Origin of the sequence: Streptosporangium amethystogenes subsp. fukuiense (assembly GCF_042665875.1) — a bacterium.
Classification (GTDB): Bacteria; Actinomycetota; Actinomycetes; order Streptosporangiales; family Streptosporangiaceae; genus Streptosporangium; species Streptosporangium fukuiense.
The window spans coordinates 1,680,609-1,700,778 of record NZ_JBHTEE010000001.1 but is presented as its reverse complement, the minus strand read 5'-3'; the positions used below and the strand labels follow the sequence as shown (position 1 = coordinate 1,700,778).

14 protein-coding genes and 2 pseudogenes are annotated in these 20,170 nt (G+C 68.0%); 8 read left to right on the top strand and 8 right to left on the bottom strand.

Annotation, left to right across the window (positions count from 1 at the left end; all coding sequences use genetic code 11):
- Positions 1-154 precede the first annotated feature (154 nt).
- Entirely contained in the window at positions 155-553 is a 399-nt protein-coding gene (locus ACFQVD_RS07205) for a DUF6223 family protein (protein ID WP_364153057.1), read from the bottom strand.
- A gap of 196 nt (positions 554-749) precedes the next feature.
- Here ACFQVD_RS07205 and ACFQVD_RS07200 point away from each other — a divergent pair, with 196 nt between their 5' ends.
- Together ACFQVD_RS07200 and ACFQVD_RS07195 are read left to right on the top strand one after the other, a co-directional pair.
- On the top strand, positions 750-1,877 hold the full coding sequence (locus ACFQVD_RS07200; RefSeq protein WP_386270684.1) for a sensor histidine kinase: 1,128 nt from the start codon (positions 750-752) through the stop codon (positions 1,875-1,877).
- Positions 1,874-2,536 (top strand): response regulator transcription factor, encoded by a 663-nt coding sequence (locus tag ACFQVD_RS07195; protein ID WP_343976976.1) that lies wholly within the window; start codon positions 1,874-1,876, stop codon positions 2,534-2,536. Before ACFQVD_RS07200 ends, ACFQVD_RS07195 begins: the two co-directional genes overlap by 4 nt.
- 162 nt (positions 2,537-2,698) lie before the next feature.
- Here ACFQVD_RS07195 and ACFQVD_RS07190 read toward each other — a convergent pair whose 3' ends face one another.
- Together ACFQVD_RS07190 and ACFQVD_RS07185 are read right to left on the bottom strand one after the other, a co-directional pair.
- Positions 2,699-4,732 (bottom strand): NACHT domain-containing protein, encoded by a 2,034-nt coding sequence (locus ACFQVD_RS07190; protein ID WP_343976979.1) that lies wholly within the window; start codon positions 4,730-4,732, stop codon positions 2,699-2,701.
- 258 nt (positions 4,733-4,990) lie between these two features.
- Positions 4,991-5,146, bottom strand: a pseudogene (locus ACFQVD_RS07185) (transposase family protein); the annotation flags it as partial.
- A gap of 611 nt (positions 5,147-5,757) precedes the next feature.
- Here ACFQVD_RS07185 and ACFQVD_RS07180 point away from each other — a divergent pair.
- The 3 genes from ACFQVD_RS07180 to ACFQVD_RS07170 all read left to right on the top strand — a co-directional run bounded on the left by ACFQVD_RS07180 (position 5,758) and on the right by ACFQVD_RS07170 (position 7,531).
- Positions 5,758-5,874 carry an ALQxL family class IV lanthipeptide gene (locus tag ACFQVD_RS07180; protein WP_343976982.1) on the top strand — a complete coding sequence of 39 codons (117 nt, stop codon included), beginning with the start codon at positions 5,758-5,760 and terminating at the stop codon, positions 5,872-5,874.
- Between the two features lie 344 nt (positions 5,875-6,218).
- Entirely contained in the window at positions 6,219-6,911 is a 693-nt protein-coding gene (locus tag ACFQVD_RS07175; RefSeq protein WP_343976985.1) for a nucleotidyltransferase domain-containing protein, read from the top strand.
- A 257-nt stretch (positions 6,912-7,168) separates the two neighbouring features.
- Complete coding sequence (locus ACFQVD_RS07170) at positions 7,169-7,531, top strand: hypothetical protein (protein WP_343976988.1); 363 nt, start codon at positions 7,169-7,171, stop codon at positions 7,529-7,531.
- On the opposite strand, the pseudogene ACFQVD_RS07165 reads toward ACFQVD_RS07170, so the two are convergent.
- From ACFQVD_RS07165 to ACFQVD_RS07150, 4 genes and pseudogenes are all read right to left on the bottom strand, one after another.
- Positions 7,531-7,728 (bottom strand): annotated as a pseudogene (locus ACFQVD_RS07165) (IS5/IS1182 family transposase); the annotation flags it as partial. The gene ACFQVD_RS07170 and the pseudogene ACFQVD_RS07165 sit on opposite strands and share 1 nt — an antisense overlap.
- Positions 7,729-7,778: 50 nt before the next feature.
- On the bottom strand, positions 7,779-9,431 hold the full coding sequence (locus ACFQVD_RS07160; protein WP_343977064.1) for an ABC-F family ATP-binding cassette domain-containing protein: 1,653 nt from the start codon (positions 9,429-9,431) through the stop codon (positions 7,779-7,781).
- A gap of 323 nt (positions 9,432-9,754) precedes the next feature.
- Positions 9,755-10,219 carry an alpha/beta fold hydrolase gene (locus ACFQVD_RS07155; RefSeq protein WP_386274283.1) on the bottom strand — a complete coding sequence of 155 codons (465 nt, stop codon included), beginning with the start codon at positions 10,217-10,219 and terminating at the stop codon, positions 9,755-9,757.
- Positions 10,220-10,704: 485 nt separating this feature from the next.
- Positions 10,705-11,466: an alpha/beta fold hydrolase gene (locus tag ACFQVD_RS07150; protein ID WP_343976994.1), complete on the bottom strand. Its 762-nt coding sequence runs from the start codon at positions 11,464-11,466 to the stop codon at positions 10,705-10,707.
- Positions 11,467-12,510: 1,044 nt separating this feature from the next.
- On the opposite strand from ACFQVD_RS07150, the gene ACFQVD_RS07145 reads away from it, so the two are divergent.
- The 3 genes from ACFQVD_RS07145 to ACFQVD_RS07135 all read left to right on the top strand — a co-directional run bounded on the left by ACFQVD_RS07145 (position 12,511) and on the right by ACFQVD_RS07135 (position 13,882).
- A complete protein-coding gene (locus ACFQVD_RS07145) occupies positions 12,511-13,023 on the top strand; it encodes a GNAT family N-acetyltransferase (RefSeq protein ID WP_343977067.1) in 513 nt (170 codons plus the stop codon).
- Between the two features lie 233 nt (positions 13,024-13,256).
- Positions 13,257-13,445, top strand: coding sequence for a hypothetical protein (locus ACFQVD_RS07140; RefSeq protein WP_343976997.1), 189 nt, complete (start codon positions 13,257-13,259; stop codon positions 13,443-13,445).
- A gap of 50 nt (positions 13,446-13,495) precedes the next feature.
- A complete protein-coding gene (locus ACFQVD_RS07135; RefSeq protein ID WP_343977000.1) occupies positions 13,496-13,882 on the top strand; it encodes a tellurite resistance TerB family protein in 387 nt (128 codons plus the stop codon).
- On the opposite strand, the gene ACFQVD_RS07130 is transcribed toward ACFQVD_RS07135, so the two are convergent.
- Positions 13,872-19,790, bottom strand: a complete 5,919-nt coding sequence (locus tag ACFQVD_RS07130; RefSeq protein ID WP_343977003.1) for a PKD domain-containing protein — start codon at positions 19,788-19,790, stop codon at positions 13,872-13,874. The genes ACFQVD_RS07135 and ACFQVD_RS07130 overlap by 11 nt on opposite strands.
- Positions 19,791-20,170: the final 380 nt, after the last annotated feature.

Genomic DNA, 20,170 nt, shown 5'->3' with positions numbered 1-20,170 from the left:
ACCACCACGGCGTCTTCGTGAAGGCGACGTCACGAACGTAGTGCTCGCGGTTTGCCACTCTTCAGTGTGGGCCGGTCCGGCCAGGTGGCCGGTAGGTCTGTGGCTGGAGGCAAGCGCGTACGGCACGCAGGAACGGGGCGGGGCGGACTTCGGGTCAGCCGGTGCGGCGGGAGCGGGCCAGCGCCAGCCCGCCGAGGGCCATGGCGATCAGCCCGACCGCCAGGGCCACGAAGCCCCCGACTATTCCGTAGCCGGTGCCGGGACCGCCGTCGGCGGCGGCCACGACCAGCCCGCCGCCGACCGCGCCGGCCAGCCCCGCCGCCAGGGCCACGATGGCTCCCCTCCGCCCGGTGCCGGTGCCGATACGACCGGCGGAGCGGGCCAGGGCCAACCCGCCGATGACCACGCCGGCCAGCCCCAGCAACGCGGCCACCAAGGACCAGAAACGCCCGGCGGTCAAGGTGTAAGCACTGGCGGGATCCGGCTGTGCGGCAAGCTCGACACCTTCGACCAGGGCGGCTTCGGCCACGGCGATCACGAATCGGACTGACATGCGGTGCTCCTTCTCTTCCTGCGAGTGGACATCGCCTGATCATGTCCGCCGGGCCCACCGCCGGTCGTCCGGCGGACGCAGGCAATTCGCACTACCGCGGACGCCGCAGCGGCCGCGAAGATACCGCGTGTGCGGTAGCCGGCCGATCATCCGTGCGCAGGAGTCGCCCACGCGGACATCCGGCTAGGGTGCGCGCATGAGTACAGGACGGGCCGGTGTCCGGGCCGGTGTCACAGACTGGGCGATCGCCGTCTGCGTGGCGGCGACGCTGCTGGTCACCGGGCTGTCCGGGCAGAACTCCGGCACGAACATCGACCTGTTCGGCTACGCGCTGCTGGCGGCCGGCGGCCTGGTGCTGGCAGCGCGCCGCCGGGCTCCGGTTCCCGTCCTGGCCGTCACCGGGCTGTGCGCGGTGGGTTACCAGGCGGCCGGTTTCGACGTGCCCGCCGTCGCCTACCTGTGCGCGGTTTACGCGGCCGTACGGGCGGGACACCGCACCGTCACGGTGGCGGTGAGCGTGATCATGCTGGCCGCTCTCCCCTTCGCGGCCCTGGCCTCGGGTCTGCACGACACGGGCGAGGCGCTCGCGCAGGCCCGAGACGCCCTCGAACTGGCCTGGCTGGTCGCGGCCGGTGCCGCGGGTGAGGCGCTACGGCAGGCCGAGCGGCGGGCGGAGGAAGCCGAGCACACCCGGGAGGAGACCGCGCGGCGCCGCGCCAACGAGGAGCGGCTGCGCATCGCACGGGAGTTGCACGATTCGCTCACCCACCAGATCTCGGTCATCAAGGTGCAGGCCGAAGTCGCCGTCCATGTGGCCCGCAAGCGTGGTGAACAGGTGCCGGAGGCCCTGCTGGTGATCCAGGAGGCCGGTCGTGAGGCGACCCGGGAGCTGCGCGCGACCCTGCAGGCGCTGCGCGACGACGACACGACCCCGCCGCGTGGGCTCGACCACGTCCCGGAACTGGTGGAACGGGCCCGCACCATCGGCCTGGACGCGACGCTGACGGTCGAAGGACAACGACACGACGTGCCGGCCGCGGTGAGCCGGACCGTCTACCGGATCGTTCAGGAATCGCTCACCAACATCGCCCGTCACGCCTCCGCCGCGACGGCGTCGGTCCGGATCGACTACCGTCCCGACGCCCTCGCGATACGCGTCGATGACGACGGCAAGGCCACGCCGGACACCGTCCCGGTGCCCGGCGTCGGACTGCTCGGGATGCGCGAACGAGTCACCGCCCTCGGCGGGCGCCTGCGGGCGGCACCGCGCGGTGAGGGAGGCTTCACCGTCCACGCCGAACTTCCCGTGGACCGAACGTCATGATCCGTGTCCTGCTGGTCGACGACCAGCCGCTCATCCGCAGCGGATTCCGCGCGCTCCTCGACCTCGAAGACGACATCGAGGTGGTGGCCGAGGCCGCCGACGGGAAGGAGGGCCTGGCCCTGGCCAAGGAACACCTGCCCGACATCGCGCTCGTCGACATCCAGATGCCGGTCGTCGACGGCATCGAGGCGACCCGGCGCATCGCCGCGGACCCGGCCCTGGCCGGGGTGCACGTCGTCATCCTGACCAACTACGGCCTGGACGAGTACGTCTTCAACGCGCTGCGCGCCGGTGCGGCCGGATTCCTCGTCAAGGACATCCAGCCGGAGGACTTCCTGCACGCCGTGCGCGTCGCCGCGCGCGGCGACGCGCTGCTCGCCCCGTCGATCACCCGCAAGCTCATCGACAGGTACATCACCCAGCCGCTCAACCCCGGCACCGACACGGGGCTGAAAGAACTGACCAACCGCGAACGCGAGACCGTCGCCCTGGTCGCGCAGGGCCTGTCCAACGACCAGATCGCCGACCGCATGGTGATCAGCCCGCTGACCGCGAAAACCCACGTCAACCGGGCCATGGTCAAGCTCCATGCCCGTGACCGCGCCCAGCTCGTGGTCCTCGCCTACGAATCCGGCCTGGTGACCCCGCGCAACTTCTGAGATCCACGGTCCGGGTGCGGGTCCGCCCGCCGATTAGTCGGCTTCTCACCCCTGAACCCTTTTCATCCTCGGGCGGGCTCGTAGTCCTTTAGGACGGCGATGGTCTTGCAGAGGTACCCGGCCTTATGTGGGCAGCCCGTCCGGTGATTGAAGGCGTACGGGTTATGTGGTGAGAGAGGGCACTGGGGTCTCGGTTGTGGTGGTGAGGTGATCGCGGAGGACGGCGTGACGGAACTGGTAGAACGGGCCGACCGCGCGCAGGACTCCGAGGCGGTGCATGTCGCCCAGGAACCGCATGAGCCGCAGGGGCAGGCGACCCGACAGGGCGGTGGGTAGCAGGCCGATCGTGGCCAGCAGCCAGGCCTGGCGGGTCTGCTGCACCACGCCGAGGGCGGCTCCGGTCAGCAGACCCCAGCCAAGGTCCCGCCAGAATTCCGTCTGCGATGGGCCGAGGTAGGAGGTGACGTAGTCGCCGGTCAACGCGATGACAGCCCCCACCAGCAGCCCGTTGACGAGCCGGAGCCCGAGCAAGAACCGATTGACCTTCCATGAGGTCAGTGGCGTGAGCGCGGCGGTGAAAGGCAGGAGCGTGTCCGTGGGCTCAGGTTTCCGTTTGGCGGAGGGCATCCGGTCGTTCATCACGATCACCATCCACATGACCAGCACGAGCACCAGCCCACTCGCTAGCGCCGCCTTGAAACCGACGGTCGTCGACAGACCAAGGACGACGAAGGTCGGCGGCCCCAGCAGGATGAGGAAAAGCCGGTGGCCGTGGTGGCTGATCGTGGCGGTGATCCGCCGGGCGACCGGGAGCTGGGTGAAGTCGAGAGCGTTCAGCGCCCTGCTCTGGCAGGCGAACCCGAACACCAGCCCCGCCGTCACGCCCAGAACGGGCCCGTCACCCAACCCGGCGGCCAAGCCGACGGGAAGGCCGTAAAGCAGCGCTGCGCAGAACTTCACCACCCACAGGCGGCCTCGCGTGGTCAGCTCCCACCAGGCCAGGTCCGGGGATCCTTCCCTGGACAGGGTGACCAGCCACCGCCGCACCCGCTCGGGGCGGGTGGTCCGCTGGTGGGCCTGGAGCAGCGCGGGGACGAGACCGTCCAGGAGATGCGTCTGCAGCGAGGCGGTGTCCGTATAGGTCGTGACCAGCGCCGTCGGATCCTGGGCTCGGTCGAGGTAGGTGGCCCTGAGCAGCCAGAGCCCCAGCGCCGTCGACGTCACAGCAGCGAGCGCGGGAGCACGCCCCGACTCCAGCATCTCCAGCACCGCCCCCCAGGCGGGCGAGGGACGCGGGCCGAGACAGCCGGACAGATACGCATGAGCGTCCCGAGCGGTCAACTCTCTGGGCACGATGACGGCCGCCGCCTTGAGCGCCCGGCGTGCCTCCTGCAACGCCCCGCCGTACTCCGTCGTCCGTGAGGTGACGATGACCTGGTCGCGGTCGGTGAGGGTCTTGCTCAGCGCGGCGATGACGCCCGCGCGGGCGGCCGGGGGCAGCTCGTCGAGCCCGTCGAGGATGGCCAGGACATGCCCGCCCGAAGCCAGCATCTCCGCCGTGTCCGGACCTCTCCTGGCGCGCATAGCCAGGTAGTCGGTGCGCAGGCGTTCGGCCACCCAGCCCGCCAGGCGGGGGTGGGTCTCGGTGTTCCAGTCCGCGACGGACAACAGCACCGGGACGGGCTCGTCGTTGGCGCGGTTCCTGGTCAGTTCGAGCAGCAGTTGTACGGCCAGCGTCGTCTTCCCGGTGCCGGGGCCGCCGGTGATGACCAGGCGGCGACGCCGTAGCCGACGGAACTCGCCCGCCAGGGCAGCGATCTGGTCCGACCGGCCGGTGAAGGAGAGCTCACCGTCGGTGATGAGGTGCGGATGGTCCATGAACCTGGTGCGGCGCGTCACCTGCCACGAGACCGGGATCGGTGGATCGCCGAGTGAACGCCTTGACAGCTCCTGGTGCCAGAAGGTGTCCACCAGGTCGGTCAACCGCTCCTTCGTCTCGGCGAGGGTACCCATGGGCTGAGGGGCATATTTCGCTTGCTGGCGGACCGCCCCCGCGGCGGCCAGCGTCAGGACCACGGTGCCAATGGTCCAGGGTTTGCTCCACTGGCCGTCGACCAGCACCTGGTTGACAGCGACGGCGACCACGGAAGGCCCCAGAATCGCGGCGAGGCTCCAGGCCCAGAAGCGGAACGTCATGCGGAGATTTTGATATTTCACCCCCAGACAACAGGGTGGAATTGTGCAAATCGTAATCAATCGACGAGGGGGCGGAGTTGACCTGTCCACTCTCACACCACCGGACATTCGATGATCGCCCTCTCGGCCGCCACATCAGCGGCCGTGGCGAAGTCCCCAGCGCCGTGGGATGTTCACGAGCAGAGCCGAGCAGTGGTGATACGAGGGCCGGGAAGATCGTTTCCCGGATCTTGCGTACCTGGAGCCTTTCCATCTTGATCACCGGCCGTCTCCCGCAGCCTGAAGGACGAGGATGACCTGCACGATCGCGGTGGCCCGATGTGGGCAGCAGCGCAGACGGTTCAGGATCCTCCAGGTCCTGAGGGTGGCCACGGCTCGTTCGCCGATGGCGCGGATGCGGGCGTGGGCGCGCGATGGCCGTGTGGAGGTCGTCGGCGAGGGTGGCGAGCAGGTCGACGGCTTCCCGGTCACATCTCCGGTGCACAGCCAGGGAAACGCGGGCCATGACCAGCTCGCCCCGAACGTGGCCTCAGCCTTTCAAGATCAGCATAAGCGACCGTTAAGAACGCTTAAGGCTTCTTAAGCGTCCGCGGATTATCGTCGGCACGAAAGGGCTCATCGGCGGTGAACCGGTGAAATGGAACCCCGGACTCCAGTGCCCGGGTGAGCATGGCCGTGACCGGCTGCCGCTTCGTGGCGAACGGCATCCGGCCTGCCGATAACAGCGTCCTCCGTCCCGGTCGTTTCGGTGATCGGCGAAAGTCAAGCCGAGAGTCGGGAACGCCTTGTCGTTCCTATCGAAAGTGGTTCATAAGTACCCGCCACGATGCTGTCCCGGTACGGCGAATTCGTCGTACCGGTACGGACCCGGAGCACGACCTTGGTCGAGGAACCCGCCCGCGCCGATGAAGCGGCATGGTAGGCACCACACCGAGTCCGACCACACAGACTCCGCCAGACGAGCCGGCGGTCACGGAGACCGCCGCAGTCTCGGTGGAGGTCCTCCCAACAAAAGGAGAAGAGCAGTGGAACTCGACATCAACTCTCTGGACATGCTCCCCAGCAAGATGGAAGCCGCTCTGTATCCCTGCAAAACCACCTGCGTTACTCTCGTCTCCCTGATCACGCTCACCCTCGACTGATGTTCACCGCAGGAGCGGCCGGATCGGACGCTCGCGGTAGGTGAGCGGTCGAAAGCGCGTCGCCTCGGCTGCGGAGGCATTCGTCGCGGGTAGGCGGCGGCCGGGGCGACACGCGATGAACGCCTGACCTTCGCCGTCCCGCACCGGCCCCGCCCCTCGACCGCCAGCGCGATCGCCCGCGACGCCTCCCCGGCCCGAGGCCGCGCCGGTCGTAACGGGGCTCCGGTCGGGAACCTGTTCGGCGAAGGTCCTCTTGGCGCAGGTGTCGTTACGGCAGGGGAACCGATGAACCTACTCCTGCGAAACATTCACACGTTCGTGGTGAATTAGCCAAAATCGGGGAGATGGATTCACATCGTAAGATCGCCGAACGTGTCGGAGCGGAGCTCGCCGAACGGGACGATGTGCTCGCCGTCCTGCTTGCCGGATCGGTGTGCCGTGGCGAGCATGTGGCCACCTCCGACATCGACCTGCTCGTCGTGACCACGGAGGACTCCGCACTGGAGGTGGGACCTCGACGGCTGGTCCAGGGCCTGTTGGTGGAGTGGATCGCGCGACCGGAGGCGGAATGGCTCACCCGTTTCGACCGGCCGAAGACCTCGTGGCTGTATTCGTTCCTCGAGGCGGAGGTCCTGATGGACACGGGGCCGGCCGCCCGCCTCGTACAGGCGGCCGCGAGGGTGCTGGAGACCTATCGCACGTCGGCACGGTTGCGTGAACTGCTCGTGACCACTCTCTGGCATGGTCAGGCGAAACTGGACCGCGCACAGGCGGCCGGAACACCCCGGGAGCTCGGGTTCTGGTCCGCGATCTGCGTGGAGACGGTACTGGACGGCCTGTACGCCGTACACGATGTTCCATTGCCCGCCGGTGCGCGCCGGCTGGCCTACCTGCATCGGGTTCCGTTGACCGAGGGCGAGAACGCACTCGTCGAAACGATGCTCACCGGCGATACCGCCGGCCGCTTCGAAGCGGCCCGGCACCTGACGGCGCGACTGCGCACAGAGCTCGGCCCAGCCGACCACGAACGCGCCTGACGGCCGCCCTCCCCGGAAGACGAGATTCCCGGCTGCCCCGGTTCCCTGACCGGGAGAACGGCGACGACGTCAGCGGGAGACCCCCGAGAAGGCCAGGGCCTTAGGGCACGTATCGAGTCGTGATCAATCTGCGGGATTCGTCCTCACGGCGGGGCCTGGGCTGTTAGATCGTCTTGTGTGACGCGTGTGCGACGATGGCTCCAGGCACCACCTTCGACCATCGCACTGGCGTGGAGACATCCCGGGAAGGAGGGGCAGTGGCGCGAGTACTGGTGATCGGTCTTGATCCCGCCAAGATCCAGGGCTGGGACCCGGAGCCGGTTCAGGCGGCGATAGCACGCGGTCAGGCCCGTTTCGACGATCAGGGCATCGAGTCCGACTATTGCCTGGTGGCACTCGATGAGAACCCCGAAGGAGCGATCGTTGAGGCGTTGACCCGCAAGGACTACGCCTGTGTGGTGATCGGGGGCGGTATCCGCACGCACGAGCCGTTGCTCGAATTCTTCGAGAAGGTGGTCAACCTGGTCCGGCAGCACGCGCCCGACGCCGCCATCGCCTTCGACAGCAGCCCCGAGGATTGCGCCGACGCCGCTGTGCGGTGGCTGCGTCAGGGCGTGTAACCGCCCCCAGGGCCCCTCTTCTTCCGGTTGGCGGCCTGGTCCCTCTTTTCCGGGATCACTGCCTTGATGCCGCGTCTGCACAGGTGGGTGCGGTTGCCACGGGACGAGTAGGCCTTATCCTCGGCGACCGCGTCCGGCCGGGTGCGGGGACGACCGACAGGCCCGCGGACCCGAACCTTCCCCAGCACGGGGATGAACGTCGCCCTCGGCCTGAACGCCTACGCCGCGCGTGCGCTGTCGGTTGCGGCTATGCCGGCACCTCGCTTCCCGCACCGGCGGCGAGGGTGAGCCGAGGCCACTCTTCGACGTCTTTGAGAAGTTGACGATCGTGACTGGACAACACGAGGGCAGCCTGAGTGCTGTGCAGTGCCTCCGTGAGTTCATCGACGAGCGAGATCGACAGATGGTTCGTCGGCTCGTCCAGCAGGAGCAAGTGCGGCCGGGACGCGATCGCCAGGGCGAGGTCCAGCCGTCGCCGCTGTCCCATCGACAGTTCCCCGATGCGCTTGTTCGCTTCGCGTGGGCGCAGGAGCCCGAGCGAGGACAGCCCGACCGTTTGTTCCGACGGGATCTGGCCGGTGGAGACGAGCATGGCCACGTGTGTCGTGTAGACGTCACTGGCGCGGCGTTGGAGCGGAAGCGCGGATTCCTGGTGGAGAAGCACTATACGTGCGCTCCGAGCCCGGTGGACACGCCCACTTGAGGGTTGCAGCTCACCTGCCATGACAGCGAGCAGCGTGGACTTGCCCGCGCCGTTCGGTCCTGTGACGACAAGGCGCGACCTGCCTTGCAGGGTGACCGATGTCGGCGAGGAGAGCCGCCCGGCCACTGTCACGTCCTCGGCCGTGAGCAGAGTGGTTCCCGATCGGGTACGAAGCTCCGGGAAACGCAGCGGTTGCGGCGGCGCGGGCATCGTCACAGCATGAGCTTCGAGCGCCGCCCGCCGGCGGTGAACGCTCCGCACGAGTCCCGGTGCGCGGCTTGCCCGCTGGTGCTTGCCGGTTCCCTTGTCGGGTCGCCATCCGGTGACCAACCGGTTCTGCGCCGCGCTGAGGTCGTCCTCCAGCCGGGCTCTCTCCGACTGCTGACGCTCGAAGTCCTGTTCCCAGCGCTCACGCTCGGCACGGCGACCTTCCCGGTAACCGTCGTATCCGCCACCGTAGACGCGGGGGCGGTCGTCAGGGGTCGGATCGAGGTCGACGATGGTCTGCGCCACGTCGCCGAGCAACGCCCGATCGTGACTGACGAGAACGATTCCACCGGTACGGGCACGAAGCTGCTGGGTCAGAAACTCGAGGCCGTTGCGGTCCAGGTGGTTGGTGGGCTCATCGAGCAGCAGGAAATCGGCGTCACCACCGAGCAGGCAGGCCAGGCGAACCCGATACCTCTGACCTACGGAGAGCTCCGACAGGCGTCGCGCCCAGTCGGATTCCGCGGCCAAAGCGTCGAGAGCGACGCGGACGCGGCGTTCCGCGTCCCAGGCACCAAGGGCCTCCGCGCGTTCCAGCGCGGCGGCGTATCGCTCATCCGCGGTCTCATCGCCATTTGCCAGGGCGATGCTCGCCGCGTCCAGTTCGCCGAGCGCGGCGAGGGAGTCCGCCACGGCATCGGCGACCACCTCTCCGACCGTACGCTCGTCAGCCGTTGACATCTCCTGCTCGGCGAGTCCGAGCGTCCCGACGCGAGAGACGGAGCCCTCGTCCGGCGTCAGTCTGCCCGCGAGGAGATAGAGGAGCGTCGACTTACCTCGTCCGTTCTCACCCACGATCGCGATTCGAGATGTGGGGGTCACGGTGAGATCTGCTCTGTGGAGAACCGGGGTCGCGCCCAAGGCGATCGAAGCCTCTGAGAGCACGATCTGTGCGCGCGAACGCGCAGGTACGACTGTTGGGGTATGCATTTGATTCCTCCGAGGAGGCGCGCTCACGTCTCGCCCTGTGAGGGCGCGAGGCACGCGATGTGACGGCGACCGTGAGTGGTCATGACGATATGACCGCCGCTAACTCGGAATGTCTCAACGAGCGCGGCAGGCCCGGTCGGCCGTCACAGGAAGTACAAATGCATGCCACCAACCTACCGCACGACGCCGCGGCCTCGGCTCCGCTACTCGCACCCCAGCAGGCGAAGTCGGCGACATCCAGAGCTGCCGGGGCTGCGATACTCGGAGATCCGCTCCGGGGGAGGAACACCAGGTAACGGTTGTCCGCCTCCTGACCGCCATCCTCAGCCATTCCGGGGCTGACGTGACCTTCGATTAGCGGCTCGCGAATCTCCTGTGGCCAGTCGGCCATCTCCCGGGCGAACAGGCCGCGGTAGAACCGGACGATCTCGTCGGGCAACTCCTCGGGCAACGCCTCGTCGGGGTCCCATGCCTGGTACAGCTCGTTCAGCTTCTGGGGCATGTAGGAGTCGTAGTCCTCGTGTTCGGGCTCCACCAGGACCAGGCCCGCCACCTCGTCGGGGAAACGGCCGCGCATAGTGGCGTGCGTAGAGGCCGCCGAGAGAATGACCGACCAGCAGGTAGGGAGCGGACACGCCGGCGACCGGCAGCAGCTCGCGCAGCTCGTCGGTGACCTGGGTGGAGGTGCGCGGCAGCTCGGCCCGGTCACTCCACCCCGTCCCGGCCCGGTCGTAGAGCACACTCGTGGTGAGTTCGGCGGCTCGCCGTTGAACGACGAAGCCGTCCATGCCGGACGAGCCGGCCCCGGGCAGGAACACCACCGCCGGACTCCCTTTACCCGACCGGTGAAGGAACAGTTTCCGGTCCCCGACCTGGTAGTGCCGTTTCACCGGGGGCGTCACCTCGGCCGCTTGACGTTGCATCGCTGACTCCCTCACTGACGGAGGAACCGGAGCGTCCCCGTGAACCGGGTCTCACATCCGCAGGCTGAGCGCCTTGCCCACCGGATCGAGAGTCAAGGTGACTCCGTGCGTATCGAAGGTGGCGTACGAGTTTCCCCAGCCGGATGGCATGGTTCCGCCTGTTCCACCACTCCAGCGGAGGCCCCGCGGTCGTCCGGTCCTGCCCGTGGCCGGTACGTCGGATCGGAACACGTCCATGCCCGGCACCTCGACGATCCACGGATCGGCGCCCCGGCCCTGTTTGTGGCCGGGCGGGATGAGGTGACATCCCGGCAACCGTGGAGAAAGCCGACGCCGTTCCACGACGTGGCTCACTCTCCGGCACGGGACACAGGCATCCACCGTGGTCCGCGTCGTCCGGCGAGGAAATCGCCGACGAGCCGCGTGCACAGTTCCGGGTGTTCGAACAGCAGCAGGTGACTCGATCCGGGGACGATCGCGAGGTATCCGTCGGGGAGAGCCCGATACAGCTCCAGGGTGTGCTCGAGCGTCACGATGTCGTCGTCCGCGGCGATCACGAGCGTGGGGCACTTCACCTGTGCCAGGGCCTCGGAAGTGAGTGGCGCACCGTCATCGACGGATGCTGCGATCTTGCCTGCGACGACGGGGAAGTGGGCCTCGCCATCGGGCGAGACCTCGCCATATGCCTCGATCAGCTGGGGCGGCCACTCTCCGCCGGCATCGGGTCGCACGATCAGGCCGGCCGGGTCGAACGCGCAGCTGATCAGCACGAGCTGCGACACGAGGTCGGGGCGCCGGGTCGCGACCCACAGGGCGACGGCGGCGCCCGCGCTGTATCCGACAAGAGAGGACGGGCCGCCGACCACCCGCTCAGCGAACGCGATCATGTCCGCCGCCATGTTGTCGATGGTGATGGGACCGGCGACATCCGCCGTGTGCCCGTGACCCCGGCGTTCGGGCAGCAACAGCCGCGAGTGCGAGGAGAGTGTGTCAAGGTTCCCTGCGAAGTCGCGAGAGTCACTGAAGTTGCCGTGCATCAGGACGACAGGCTCCCCAGCGCCCTTCTCGTCGTACCAGAGGTCGACCTCGCCAAGGCGTATGTAGTTGCTCATGCCAAGGTATACGAGGCGGCCTCCCGAAACTCATCGGGCAGACCGAACATCTCGAGCATCCGCGACGGCTGTTCGAGGAGCGACGCCATCCACAACCTCGACGGCGACCCCGTCCCGAGACGATCATCACCGGCTACGCCGACCTGGTGTTCGGGCTGTTCGCGATCTGCGGGTACCGGTTCTCCCCGCGCGTCGCCGGCCTGGCCGAACACCAGGTCGGAGGTGTCGGCGGATAAGAGCGGGGACGGCAGCGGTACAACCGGCCCTGCCGGGGTGCTAGGCTGCCGTTCGTTCGGTATTGGATCTTCGTGGGAGGGAGGTGAGGTTTGATGACCGCGGTGAAGACCGCTGCCATGCGCAGCGCCCGGACCAACCTCACGTCCCGGGCCCCGGTCTGACCCACTTCTTCCCCCGGCCTTGAGCCATCCGGCTCACCGGGCAGGGTGATGTCCGCGTCTCGTCGGGGCCCCTTCTCCGCAAGGGTCTCTCACGTTGCCACACACATACACCGATCCATCCGGCCTGTCCCGGTACGGGTGGACCGGCGCACTCGACCAAACCTTCACCGAACATCACGAAGCGGGCCTCTCGATGACGGGCCTGCCCTTCGCGGACGGGAGCCTCGACCTGATCTGGGCCGAAGGATCCGCGTACATCATCGGCTTCGACACCGCGCCGCGCTCCTGGCGGCGGCTGCTCGCCCCGGGTGGCCGGCTGGTCGTCACCGAATGTGAATGGAGTACCGACTCCCCATCCGCCGAAGCCCGCGCGTTCTGGGACCAGGTGTATCCGCTGCGCACCCAAGAGCGCAACATCGCCGCGGGCTACTCCGTCACCGCGCTGCATCCACTCCCCGACCGCGACTGGTTCGAGGAGTACTACACGCCGCTGTCGCAACGCGCCCACACGGCCGACCTGGCCGTACCCGGGATGCGCGAAGCGGTCGCGGCCACCCTGCACGAGATCACCATGCGCCGCGAGCACGGCGCGGACTACCAGTACACCGGCTACGTCCTGCACCCGCAGAAGGGAACGAACCCGACCATGCGCTCTTCCTGGACCACCCGCCCCGAGAACGCCGGCGACGTCGCCGCCATCCGCGACATCAACCTCGCCGCCTTCCCCACCCCACACGAGGCCGACCTCGTCGAGGCCCTGCGTGCCGACCCGCAGGCGTGGATCACCGGCCTGTCCTGGCTGGCCGAGGCCCCTGGCGGCGACCTCACCGGATACGCGCTGCTCACCCGCTGCCACGTCGGCGACTCACCCGCCCTCGCCCTGGGCCCGTGCGCCGTCAGGCCCGAACATCAGCGGCAAGGCGCCGGTTCCGCCGCCATCCACGCCGCTTTGCACGCCGCCCGCCAGCAGGGCGAGAACCTGGTGGTCGTGCTCGGCCACGCCGAGTACTACCCGCGCTTCGGCTTCACCCCGGCCTCCGGGTACGGCATCCGCCCGCCCTTCGACGTCGAGGACAAGTACATGATGGCGCTCGCCCTCGCCCCTGAACGGCCGGTCCCGAGCGGCGTCATCCGCTACCCGGCGGCGTTCGGCGTCTGATCTCCCGTTCTTCGAACGCGGCGAACGGCCCCCAGCGCGGTTGGGGGCCGTTCGATCGTCGCGATGGCCGACGGCGTGGTGCGAGACGTGGGACCGGCCTACCTCGGACGCGGTCACGAGCTCCCGTGGCGAGCAGCGAGCACGTCACCCTCGTCCCTCCCGACCTCCGCCACCGGTCATCGAGATGAACCGCATCCCGTCGGCCGGGCCGTCAGCGACCTGCGGCAGTGGAAATGGATCCTGACCTCGGTGACTTCCTCGCGAGCACCCTGGTGATGTTCCAAAGGACCAGTCCTCACCTCATCGGTGATGACGAGGTCAGCACGGTGGTCGAGGGGTTTGAGGCCTCTCGTGAGGACCACGCCGTCCGCGCCGTGGCCACCTACCCGCAAGTTCTGATGATGGCGACCAAGGAGAGTTGATCGTTGTGACCACCGATGCCACGGGTGATCTGTGACAAAAGGCCCTCACGGTGCACGCGATGATGCTGGCGTGCTATGTCGACGGCACCATGCACCCCGGCGAGATTGCCACTGTCGAGGCGTATGCGAAGACACTTCCCGAGTTCCACGGCGGGGACTTCAAGCTCTACTGTCAAGAGGCCAAGCTCATCGCGGAGGGCGTCGCGGGCGACATGAACGCGGCGGTGGAGTTGTTGTGCGAGATCGGTGACGATCACACGCGTATCAGGACCTACCTTGCCATGGTCGAGCTCGTCTACTCCTCCGGGGAGGTGGTGGGCGCCGAGGAGCACCTTCTCGATTCCGTACGGGTGGCCGGCGGGTCAGCCGGGTGTCCGCGGGCCTCAGCCGGGATGACCGAGGCCCGCGAACGTGTGATGGGTCAGGTCAGCCGCTGACGCGGATGACGCCGCTCACCGGTGAGGGCGAGGCGCTGTTGTCGTAGATGAGTTCTCCGTTCTTCTTCCAGACCCTGACCAGCAGCCGGTCGGTGCCATCGGCCGGCTTGCCGGAATCGACCGCGGTGATCTCGTAGGTGACCTCGACGCTCTTGTTGACCTTCCCGGTACCGCGCAGGATCGCGGTGCCGCCGGAGGCTGCGAGCACCGTGTGGGAGCCACCTCGCAGATCGAACCCCGGGGCGTCGTAGCGCAGCTCACCTGCGGGAGTGGTGTCCTTGCCGCGGTAGCGGGCGGTGGCCTCCAAGGTCGCCTTGCCCTCCTTGGCGCACTCGCCGCCGAGCGTGCACGCCCCGGCGGGCGAGAGCATCTGCCCGGCCCCGACCAGCGAGCCGGCCGGGTCGTAGACCAGCACGTACGCCGTCTGCCCATCGATGGCATCGGTGCCGGTCGCGCCCTTGTCGTCGGTGACCGTGACCGAGATCGGGTATCGCCCGGCCTTGGTGAACACGTGCGACCCGGTGACCGTGCCCGTGTTCTTGCCCGTGTTCTTGGCTGTGTTCTTGGCTGTGTTCTTGGCGGGGCCGGTGCTTTCGGCCACGGCCGCGGGCACCGGCGTGCCGCCGATGGTCCACACGGCGGTGTGGACGTCGGCGCCACCGGGGTCGGTGAACGAGGCGTTCAGCCTGACCTCGGTGCCCACCGCCACGGCCGTGACCGGCTGTGTGAGGGACACCTCGGGTGCGGCGTTGGTGATATGGACGGTGAGCCGGGCGGTGCCCGTGGCGCCCTTGTCGTCGGTGACCGCGAGCACGACCGTGTGGTCACCGGCCGAGGCATACACGTGCTGGAGCTTCAACTGCCCCGCGGTCAAAGGCAGCGGCCGCGGCCCGGCCCCGTCCCCGTAGTCGGCGCTGTAGGTCCAGGAGGTGGAGTCGGGATCGACGAACGAGCCCATCCCCACCCAGCCGCTGCCCGCCTCGACGGTGTCGAAATGCGTCTCCAACGTCACGACCGGGGCCTGGTTGGGGGTGTCGGCGGTCACCACGGTGGCGGTGAAGGTGGCGGTGGCCTCCAGACCACCGTCGTCCTTGACCGTCACCGTGACCGGATACGTCCCCGCAGTGGCCCACTGGTGCTCCAGCGTGATCTGCCTGGCCGTGTCAGGGGTGACCGGCCGGGGGCCGGCCCCGTCGCCGTAGTCCACGCTCGCGCTCCAGGAGGTGGAATCAGGGTCGGTGAAGGTCACGACGCGCCGCAGCCTCTCCCCTGCGGTCAGCTCGACGTCGCCTCCGACGTCCAGCACCGGGGCGGTGTTCGGCGCCGCCTCCTCGATGAGGTACGGCACGCCGGCCGTCCCGAGGGCGCCGCCGCTGTCGGTGACCATCACCAGCGCGGTGCCGGTGCGCGGGGCGGTGAAGGTGCGGGTCACCTCGATGGTGCCGCCACCGGGCCGCTGGGTCACCTCGGCCTCCACCGGGGGCCCGTCTCCCCAGGCCACTTTCGCGGTGTGGGTGTCACCGGCGTCGCCGTCGGTGAAGGGGATCTTCAGGGTGAACGGCTTGCCCACCGTGCCCCGCACCGGCGCGGCCGGCACCTGGAGCACCGGTGTGCCGCCGGCTTTGGCGCCCTGACCCGTCAACGACACGGTGAACGCCGCCTCGGCGCCCTCAGCGGTGGTGAACGTCAGCGCACCGCCGGCCGGACCCTCACCAGTCGGAGCGAACCTCACCTGGACCGTGCACACCTTCCCCACGGCGAGTTCGACGGGGCAGTCGTTGGCCTGGGTGAACGCCCCACTGACCGCGATCACCCTCAACGGGATCGGCGCGTTGAGCCGGTTGGTCAACGTCACCGTACTCGCGTAGCTGACCTGACCGACCTGCACCGGCTCCGGCCAGACGATCCCGGTGGTACTCAACAACGGACGAACCGTGGAGGTGACCTCCACCCCATTATTTTCGATCTTGGGGTCGGACACGGCCAGACTGTCCGCCATCGCGTGGGTCTTGAACTCGGTGCCGTCGGCGGTGCCGGCCGGAATGGTCGCACTCACCTCGACGGTGGCGCTCCAGCCCTTCTCCAAGACCTTGACCGTGTTACGGAACCCGCCCTTGATCGGCGCGCACTTGCCCCGCCAGGTATCACAGGCCGCGCCGGTGACGCCCGGAAGGGTGAACACGTCCAGCCGCACATCGGTGGCCGCGTCGTCGCCCTTGTTGGTCACCGTGGCCGTCCAGGTCACCGTCGAACCCGGCCCCGGCTCACTCGCCGACACCTCTGTGGTGACCGCCAGATCAGCCCGCGCCGTGGTCGGGCTCAGCAGGAACGACCGGGGAGAGGTGACGAAGTCGGAGGAACCGTCCGCGGAGGACCTGTCGCGAATGAATCCCTGCGCCACGATCTGGCCCGAGGAATTCACATCGTGCAACCAGTTCAGGCCCATACACGGCAGCCTGGTGTCGGCCGGCTCCTTCGGGCACAGCGGCCGGGGCAGCAGGTCCGCCAGCGGGTACTTCTTGTCCTCCAGCCATATCACCGGCTCGTAGATCTCCTTGACGGGGGTGGAGGCGTCCGGGTCGAGCGCGAGACCGACCACGAGCCCATGCTCGTTGACCGCACTCGCCTTACCCACACCAAGATCGACCGGCTTGCCGTCCCTCCACACGTACGCGTTGGAGGAGCCATGGATGGGGCACTTCAGCTCACCGACCGCCACACCCGCGGTGTTGACCGCATACACACCACCGCTCTTGTTCGGACAATCCGCAGGTATCGCGAGCTTGGTGGTCACCCCGTCCTGATAGACCGCCGGGCTCCAGGAAGTGGGCGTGCCGTCCACTCCCCGGTCGGTCACATAAGCGCCGGCCACAGCTCCCTGGGCGTTGATCCGCGTCCCCACATCGCCCGCGATTCCGCCGAACGTGCTTCCATACTTGTGAAACGGCGGGGTGGCCGGCAACCCGACCACGGTCCCCCGATCCCACATCACGTATCTGCCGTCAACGGCGCCGAACACCTGACCGTTGTCGTTCACATCGAATGCGAAGCCGCCCGTGCCGGACTTCTGCAGATCGGTGACCGAGCCATCCCGGCCGAACAGCACAGGGCGCTGCACGTTCCCGGACTCCGCCGAGGTGATCGCGTAACCCGAGACATCTCCGGCCTCGTTGATCCCCGTGGCATCCGCGTCGCAGTCTTCATGGGGACCTGTAGAGCTTTCGGTGCACGGCAAACCACCCAGGTCGGCGGACTCACCCGCCTGCCAGCGCACCGCACGATGCCTACCGTTGTCCTGCACCACCGTGGCCGCGACCTGACCACGATCGTTCACCGCAACCGCGTGGATTCTCCCCGCGTCCTCGCCACCGGTGCCATCCAGCTCGGTCACCGTGTAGGAACCGAACCGCGCCACCACCGTGTGCGGACCGTCCATCACCAACGTCAGCTTCCCAGCCGGCCGCTCCTGACCATCCACCGTCCACCCGATCGGGACACGCCCCGCCTCAGGAGCCGCGGTCAGCGTCACCGCTGACCCCACACGATAGACATCCTGCGCCGGCGACGCCGACACCGAACCACCCGGCTGCGCCGACAACGTCAGCTCGAACTCCCGCGTATCAGGCCTCTTGACCTCGACCGCATCAAGCGCGGCCCGCACCCCCTTGGCGGTGTCGGCCTTCACCACGACCGAATACACCCCATCGGCCAACGGCTCAGAGGTGGCACCGTACACACCGTCGCCGGCCGCGCCGTCACCACTGCCGCCATCATCGGTCAACGCCACCTCATGGCGCGTGCCGTCGGTCCCGAGCAGGATCGCCCGCACCGGCACCCCGGTCACCGGTTCACTGCCATCGGTGACGGTGCCCGTCACCACCACCCGGCCATCGTCGGCCGGCTGCTCGGCCGTGGTCGCCACCGTCACCGCGTTTCCGGCCACCCAGGCGACCAGGTCGGCCTTGACGGCCTCGGCCGCCGAGTTGGTGATCTCCAGCTTCCACGCCCCGGCCTGTGGCTTGGCCACACTCAACCCCTGGATCGGCTGCTTGGCCTCATCACCGCCCGCCGCATACTGCGCGGCCGGCTTCCCGGCCGGATCCCGCAACACCAATCCGACGGTCGACGGCAACGCCCCGGTCACCCCGAACGCCGTGCCCTGCGGAACCTCCACCGGCACACTCACCGTCTGCCCCGGCTCCAGCATGCTCGACAACGCGGCGAACGCCGAAGCACCACCGGTTGCGGCGCCGCCGTCACCATCGGCCGGGCTTGCCTCCCCGGAGGTCACGGCAACGTCCTCCCGACCGGACGCCGGGGCGACACCCTTGCCGGGCGCGAACTGCGCACCATCGGGGTTGTCGGCGCCGGCCAGCACCGAGGCCAGCCGCGGCTGGACATAAGACAGGAAATCCGCCGCCGAATGGGTCATCGCGTCGTGATGCGTACGGGTGAAAGGGGTGTCGGTGTACACGTACCGCGCGCTCGACTTCGGAACCATTCCGTCCCCGGCTACGCCGCCTGCCGGGTCGAGGCAGGAGACGCCGTGCCCCACACCGACAAGGCTGGATACCTTCACACCCTTGAGGTTGGTGATGTTCTTGTTGAAGACACCGTCCATGTAGGCCACGGTGCTGTGCTTGGTGGCCGGCATGGCGGGGGGAGAGCCGCCCATCCCGATCGTCCCGGCCAAGAGCATGTCCGCACAGGGAGTTCCCCTGTTCGGGGTGCCCATCTGCAGCATCCGGCTCACCGCCGGCTTGCTTGGCATCTCGGCTTGGATGTAGTGCCGGGCGATCACACCGCCCGAGTCGTGGGCGACGATATCGACCTGGAACGCACCGTCCACTTCGCGCACCTCGTCGATGTAGTCCCCCAACTCCTTGGCGTTCCGCTCGATGGTGAAAGTGGGCTTGGACGGATCCTTCGGATCACCGGTGTTGAGCGTATCGACGGGGTATCCACTCAGCAGCGGGTGCGCTGACGCCAAAACAGACGTGTAGCCATTCCACGCCGTTTCCCTGTTGCTCCTGTAACCGTGCACCAGCACCACGGGCTTCGGCTGAATGGTTATCGGTGCGGCCAGGGTGGCGTCTACGTAGTTTTGGGTGTGGCTGACACGGAGTTCTGCGGACAAGGCTCGTTCCGACCGCCCTTTCCCCTCGTGCCAGGCGAAACCAGTTGTGTCCCAGACCACTCGCTTGGTGACGGTCTCGTGGGGGGCGAAGGTGAGGTCGCCCCCGCAGCTGGACACCCAGTCTTCAGACACCTTCTCTCGCAGCGCGCAGTCCACCCGCGCGGGGTAGTTGCTCGGGTTGGTGATGGTGACGGTGACGCGGACCTCGTTGCCATCGACCGTGCCGCTCTCCGGCACCGGTACCCACGCCTCAGAGGGGTACAGCCGCGTCTCAAGCGTCATCGATTCGATCTTGGGCGAGGCGATTTTCAGATCGAGTACAAAGACGTGGAACAGTCGGCTGACATTGTTCAGCATGAGGCCGGCGATCTCGCCGCGCTCGTTGATGCCGGTAGCCTGGGTCAAGGTGAAGGAGGTGTTCTCCGGAAGCATGGTGTTCAGGTCGATCCCCTGACCGTTCGCATACAGCGCGGCCCGCTGGTGAGCGGATGCGTCGGAGGGGGCTTTGTGCCACATCCAGCCCGCCCCGAGGCCGGCTTCGTTGATCGCCAGCACCTGGCCGCCGAGCGGGGTGTCCATCCGCAAGGGCTGGCCGTCCTCCTCCCAGATCAGGGGGACGTAGCCCACGCCGTCAAGATCCTTCCCATAACCGGCCACCTGGCCGCTGTCGTTGATGTCGTAGGCGTGGGTGTCGCCCGTGTACCGAAGAAGATCTCGTTTCAGGTTGACGGGCTCATCGGCTCTGGTCCGGAACGCGGTGGGTCTGGTCACCTTCGGATCAGGGTCTGCGTCGATGACACCGACCACCCGACCGTAAATGTTCAGCGAACTGGCCATGGTCGCGACGGACACGCCGGCTGGAGCAAGCTTCAGCGTCTCAGCGGCGAGGGGTTCGTATACCCAGTCCCCTCCCAGGATCTGCCCTACGTTGTTGATGGCCACCGCGGCGCCCGGGAGATTCGGCTTGGTCACCACGTCGCCGTGGACGGCAAAGGGCTTTCCTGAACCATAACCGCCGACCACGTCGCCGCGATCGTTGACGTCTACCGCGTAGCTGTGGCCATTCTCCCCAAGCCCCAGGCTCTCGTGGAACCTTTTGGCGGGTCGCCCAGGGGCGAGCAGCACGGCTCTACGGTTCGAGTTAAGGGTGT